This window comes from Chamaesiphon sp. OTE_20_metabat_361 (assembly GCF_031364565.1).
The window spans coordinates 1-5,573 of the sequence record NZ_JANLWO010000665.1; the positions used below are offsets into that span (position 1 = coordinate 1).

Sequence of the window (5,573 nt, forward strand, 5' to 3'; positions counted from 1 at the left end):
CACCGCTACCACCGCTGCGGAGGACTGGTTTGCCACCAGCACCGCCACCGCCACCACTGCGACGATCGCTACCACCGCGAGGTTTGTAGCTGTTGGAAGAGCGTTCGCGATCTTGGATTTGGGGTTCTTCCATATCCAGCCATGCGGGGCGAGTTTGGTCGTATACCAGTTGCAGTGCTGCTGCGGCAACGGTATGTACGTCGTACTCTTCACCCATTTTGGCAACGATCGGCAAGAAGGATGCTACCCGTTCGCCGGAAAGGGCTTCTTGGACTTTGCCTTGAATCTTCTCGACGTGGGCTGCTTCTACTTGCGCGCGCGTCGGGATCTGACAGACTGCTAGAGACTGTTTGACGCGACGTTCGATCGCTTGGAGTTTGCGACGATCGAGGGAGTGAATCAGGGAGATGGCTACGCCTTCTTTACCAGCACGACCCGTCCGACCGATCCGGTGGATGTAGTTCTCGACGCTATCGGGCAAGTCATAGTTAATGACGTGGCTGAGATGATCGACATCGAGACCCCGTGCGGCAATGTCGGTGGCGACGATCCAGCGGACTTTATCGCCCCGGAATCGTGCCAATAAGCGTTCCCGCTGGGTTTGAGTCAGGTCGCCATGATACTCATCCGCGCTGTGTCCGGCAGATTGGAGTTGGTTGGTGAGTTCGGCGGCAGCTTTCCGGGTACGGACGAAAATAATCGCCGATTCGGGCTGTTCGAGTTCGAGAATGGGTTGGAGCGCTTGAGCTTTAGTCCAGCCGCGTGGGATGAAGTAAACCTGTTGCTTGATTTTTGAAGGTGCTGCTTTGACTTGATCGACGGTGACAGTCACCGGATTTTTGAGGAAGCGGTTGACCAACGAGCGAATTGGGGGTGCCATTGTCGCCGAGAAGAAGGCGGTTTGGCGTTCGGTGGGCAATTTGCTCAAAATCAGTTCGATGTCGTCGATAAAGCCCATACTGAGCATTTCATCGGCTTCATCGAGTACCAACCATTCCACTTGACCTAAGCGGAGATGGCCGCGATCGATCAAGTCGATGACGCGTCCGGGCGTGCCGACAACGGCAGCTACACCGCTCTCTAAGCGACGAATTTGCAAGTCGATCGCTTGTCCGCCATAAACCGTCAGGATCGGCGAGCGACGCTCGTTACCACCTAAGAAGGTTTTCATGGCTTGGGAGACTTGCATTGCTAACTCGCGCGTGGGAGTCAGTACCAAGGCTTGGATCACCGGACGCTGCCAGTCCAAACGTTCGATCATGGGCAAGGCAAATGCAGCAGTTTTCCCCGTCCCGGTTTGAGATTGTCCGACTACATCTTTACCAGATAGTAGAAAGGGAATGGCTTGCTCTTGAATGTTAGTCGGTTCAGTAATCCCCAGGCTTTCCAGTTGTGTAACGATACGATCGGAAAGTCCAAGGCTAGAGAAAGAAACGGTCATAATTTGTAGTTAAGTGGATCGGTATGATTTTGTGTCGAAAGTTTAGGAGCTAATCTTTAGGAATTAGTCAGTACATCAACCGGGGAAAACATCGTACCCAATATTTAAACCATTCAGTTTAAGGTTGTGTGAGAATTAGCTGCAATTCTCCACCAATAAAAGAAATACTAAATAGTCACAGAATGCTCGCATCAATCGCTAGGCGCAGATTCTGTTGTGAATTGTTGTCGAATATATCGGTCTTTTTACTGAATTCTAGCGTCTTCGCTCCAATCCAAAATCTAATGTTAGTTTAAATTTTGAATTCAACAGATTTAGTAGCGTTCTTTTATCAGTTTAATGCCAAGCTTCAATTCTTGGCATCGCCGGATAACCGATCGTTATTGACTGTTTACGGGTAAACGACCTCGCCGTGGAGATCGTAATGGTCGGCTTCATGGATAGTAACGGGAATAATCGACCCAAGGCGGGCACTCCCACTAACATACACTAATCCGTCCACTTCTGGGGCAAATCTGGCAGATCTACCCACCAACAACCCCGATTCGGGGTGTTCTTGTTCGACCAGGACATCAACGGTTTTACCGATTTCAGCTTGATTACGGCGGAGTGAAATTGGTTGTTGAATCGCCATGATCCCGTCGCGGCGCTCGTCCATAACTGCTTGTGGCAAGTGGTTGGGCAAGGTGGCAGCGGCGGTTCCATCCTCAGCGGAGAAGGTAAACACCCCAACATGATCGAATTCGTGCCGTTGCAAGAATGTCTGAAGATGCTGGTAATGTTCGTCGGTTTCCCCAGGGAAGCCGACGATCAGTGTCGTCCGCAGGACTGCATCGGGGAGAGCGATTTTGAGTTGCTCGATGATGCGATCGTTTACTTGTCCTTGCCACGGGCGATTCATGGCACGGAGGATTTCGGGATGGGAATGCTGTAATGGTAAATCTAGGTAGGGTAAAACATTTGGTGTTTCTTGCATCGCGGCGATTACCTTGGGTGTCAACCCAGTCGGGTAAGCGTAGTGCATCCGAATCCACGGAATGTCCACTTTGCCCAATGCCCGCAGAAGTTCTGCTAGTTTGGGCGTACCATAGATATCGAGACCATAATTAGTGGTGATTTGGGAAATCAGGATTAGTTCCTTGACTCCTTCATCCGCCAATCTTTGGGCTTCAGCCACGATCGATTCGATCGTCCGCGAGCGCTGTTTCCCCCGAAGGTGGGGAATAATACAGAAAGCGCAAGCATAGTCGCAACCTTCGGCAACGCGCAAGTAAGCGACACCTTCAGTCGTCGTCCGATAGCGAGGGGTATGCTCGTCGGCGATGTAAGTTGGCTCGGGGGTCACTTCAACTACCCGCTCGCCACCTTGCGATCGCTCGATGACATCGACGATTTTGTGATAGTCGCCACTGCCAACTACGGCTACAGCTTCTGGTATTTCTGCCAGTAGCTGCGACTGAAAGTGCTGTGCCATGCAGCCAGTGATAACAATTTTTTTATCGGCTTCGGCTAGTTCTACTAACGTGCGGATGGACTCCTCTCTAGCTGCATCGATGAAGCTACAAGTATTGACGATGACATAATCAGCTTCAGTTTCATCAGCATCTACTTCATAGCCTGCTTGAACGAGCAAGCCGAGCATGTGCTCGCTATCAATACGATTTTTTTCGCAACCTAAGTGGGATATTGCAATTGTTGGCTTGTTGCCCATGTAGTCTTGGTTTATTTGTCTCCAACAGTAATGTGACTGCGTTTGGCGATCGATTACTACCAACTCAAAAGTCAAGGCGGTGTGCCTACATCTTGTAAGTCTATCGGTGTAGCCCCGGTTCGGGCAATCGCGCTAATTGCCGCCCTAAAACTGCGATTCAACACCAGTAACAGATAATTGCTGACTCAAATATAATCCAACGAAACTACTAAACTCTAAACTTGTGTTTAGAACTTAGCTTAACATGCTTAATTTTAAGTCTTCAGGCTATATTCTACCATAGTGTTGCGGAATGTAAAGTGGTAAATAATGGTGAATTGCTAACGACTGATGACTAGAGAAGATTTTTTGATGAGTTAGACAAGCCTAATTTGTGGATAATATAGGTGAAGATTGAGTCTTGTGGTTCGGTCATGCCAAAACTTGAATTGGCGCGGCGATCGCCATCCGCCTAGTTTAAACGCAAAACGTGAATTTACAGCAAATTTTTAACACCACTCAGCCGATTATTGGCGTCGTCCATCTGTTGCCGCTGCCGACTTCGGCACGGTGGGGCGGTAGTCTTAGTGCGATTATCGATCGTGCCGAACAAGAAGCAGTCGCCCTAGTTTCAGGTGGTGTCGATGCGATCGTCGTCGAGAACTTTTTTGATGCGCCTTTTCCCAAAAGCCGCGTCGATCCGGCGGTAGTCAGTGCGATGACGACGATCGTTACGCGGTTGCGCGAATTGATCTCGATCCCGATCGGGATCAATGTCTTACGCAATGATAGTCTCAGTGCGATGGCGATCGCCAGTTGTACGGGAGCGGCTTTCATTCGGGTAAATGTGTTGTCGGGAGTGATGGCAACCGATCAGGGCGTCATCGAAGGCTGTGCTTACGAACTCCTTCGCTATCGGCGGGAATTGGGATCTGATGTCAAAATTCTGGCGGATGTCCTCGTCAAACACGCGCAACCGTTGAGTTCGAGCGATCTGACAAATGCCGTCCGCGAAACGATCGATCGGGGGTTAGCTGACGCCATCATCCTCTCGGGAGCCGCGACGGGTAGCCCCCCAAGTATCGAAGATCTTCGACTGGCTAGGGCAGCCGCAGGTACCACTCCGATGCTGATCGGCAGTGGTGCTAATTTCAATAATATTAATAGCTTGATGCAATATGCCGATGGCGCGATCGTGTCGAGTTCGCTCAAACGTCAAGGCAAAATCGAGAACTCGATCGATCCAATTCGCGTCAGTCAATTTGTTGAAACAATTCGCCAAGATCTCGCCAGTCGATCCGTACAACGTGCGATCGATTCGATGAAAATCCATAAGTGAGATGGGAGCTGGGAGAGAATTTTTAAAGTTGAGATTCTAACGCCAAGACAAGACCGAAGGCTTCCTATTTCTACCTCCTAACTCCTAACTCCCAACTCCTAACTCCTAACTCCCATCTCTCCCAACTCCCAACTCCCAACTCCCAACTCCCAACTCTTATGAAACGTCGTCAAATTCCCTGGATCTATCAGTACTCGCGATTGCTCATCGGATCGATCGCTATTTTAGGCATTTTGGTAACTGCTTACCTGACATGGGTAAAACTTAGCAACAACGGTGTGTGCGGTACCGAAGGCTGTCAGATCGTACTATCTAGCCCATATGCTAATGTTGGCAGTTTTCCGCTGACTGGCTTGGGCTTACTGAGCTACATCGGTGTGGCGGTGATGGCTTTTGCGCCGACACTCGTCGATCCCAAAACTAATAAAGCGGCACACAATCAGCTCAACAACCTGACTTGGTTGGGATTATTGCTCGCGGGAGTTGGGCTGGCGGTATTTAGCGGCTATTTGATGTATCTGCTGGCATTTGTCATCAAAGCTGCATGTCCATTTTGTATTGCTTCGGCAATTTTCACTTTTGCCATTTTGGGACTGACACTCTTCGGGCGGGACTGGGAAGATATCGGGCAAGTCATCTTTTCCGGGATGGCGGCGGGACTGGGTGCCCTGCTAGTTTCGTTAGTTCTTTACAATACCGCGATCGGGAGTGAGATAAATTCACTCGCCCCGACTACCGCCCCGACACCGGGGATCGGTTGGGAAATCAAGTCTACATCAGGAGCAGCCGAGATCGAACTTGCCAAACACCTGACCCAAAAAGGTGCCAAGATGTATAGCGCTTACTGGTGCCCGCATTGCTACGAACAAAAGCAATTATTTGGGCAGCAAGCATGGGAGCAAGTTACTAATATCGAGTGTGCTGTTGATGCTAAAAAGAATCCGCAGCCAGACGCTTGTGCCAAAGCTGGCATTAAAGGATATCCGACTTGGAGTATCGATGGCAAATTAGAACCGGGAATCAGAAAACTGGCGAAACTCGCCAAGTTGACTGGCTACCAGGGCGATACTAACTTTAAGTACGATAAGTTGGCTCCAGGTGAA

4 protein-coding genes are annotated in these 5,573 nt (G+C 50.0%); 2 read left to right on the plus strand and 2 right to left on the minus strand.

Going from position 1 to position 5,573, the window contains the following annotated elements; genetic code table 11:
* Together RMO35_RS19045 and rimO are read right to left on the minus strand one after the other, a co-directional pair.
* A partial coding sequence (locus RMO35_RS19045; RefSeq protein WP_309743167.1) for a DEAD/DEAH box helicase occupies positions 1–1,441 on the minus strand: 1,441 nt, incomplete at its 3' end.
* Between the two features lie 391 nt (positions 1,442–1,832).
* Positions 1,833–3,152: a 30S ribosomal protein S12 methylthiotransferase RimO gene (rimO, locus tag RMO35_RS19050; RefSeq protein ID WP_309743169.1), complete on the minus strand. Its 1,320-nt coding sequence runs from the start codon at positions 3,150–3,152 to the stop codon at positions 1,833–1,835.
* Positions 3,153–3,621: 469 nt separating this feature from the next.
* Here rimO and btpA point away from each other — a divergent pair, with 469 nt between their 5' ends.
* Together btpA and RMO35_RS19060 are read left to right on the plus strand one after the other, a co-directional pair.
* The gene (gene btpA / locus RMO35_RS19055) at positions 3,622–4,470 is read left to right on the plus strand and encodes a photosystem I biogenesis protein BtpA (RefSeq protein ID WP_309743171.1); all 849 of its coding nucleotides are present in this window, start codon (positions 3,622–3,624) and stop codon (positions 4,468–4,470) included.
* A gap of 158 nt (positions 4,471–4,628) precedes the next feature.
* The coding region (locus RMO35_RS19060) for a vitamin K epoxide reductase family protein (protein WP_309743173.1) at positions 4,629–5,573 on the plus strand (945 nt) is incomplete at its 3' end.

What these genes read in the sequence shown, in the direction of transcription:
- rimO (WP_309743169.1), bottom strand. Translation starts at nt 3,152, where the DNA reads ATGGGCAACAAGCCAACAATTGCAATATCCCACTTAGGTTGCGAAAAA.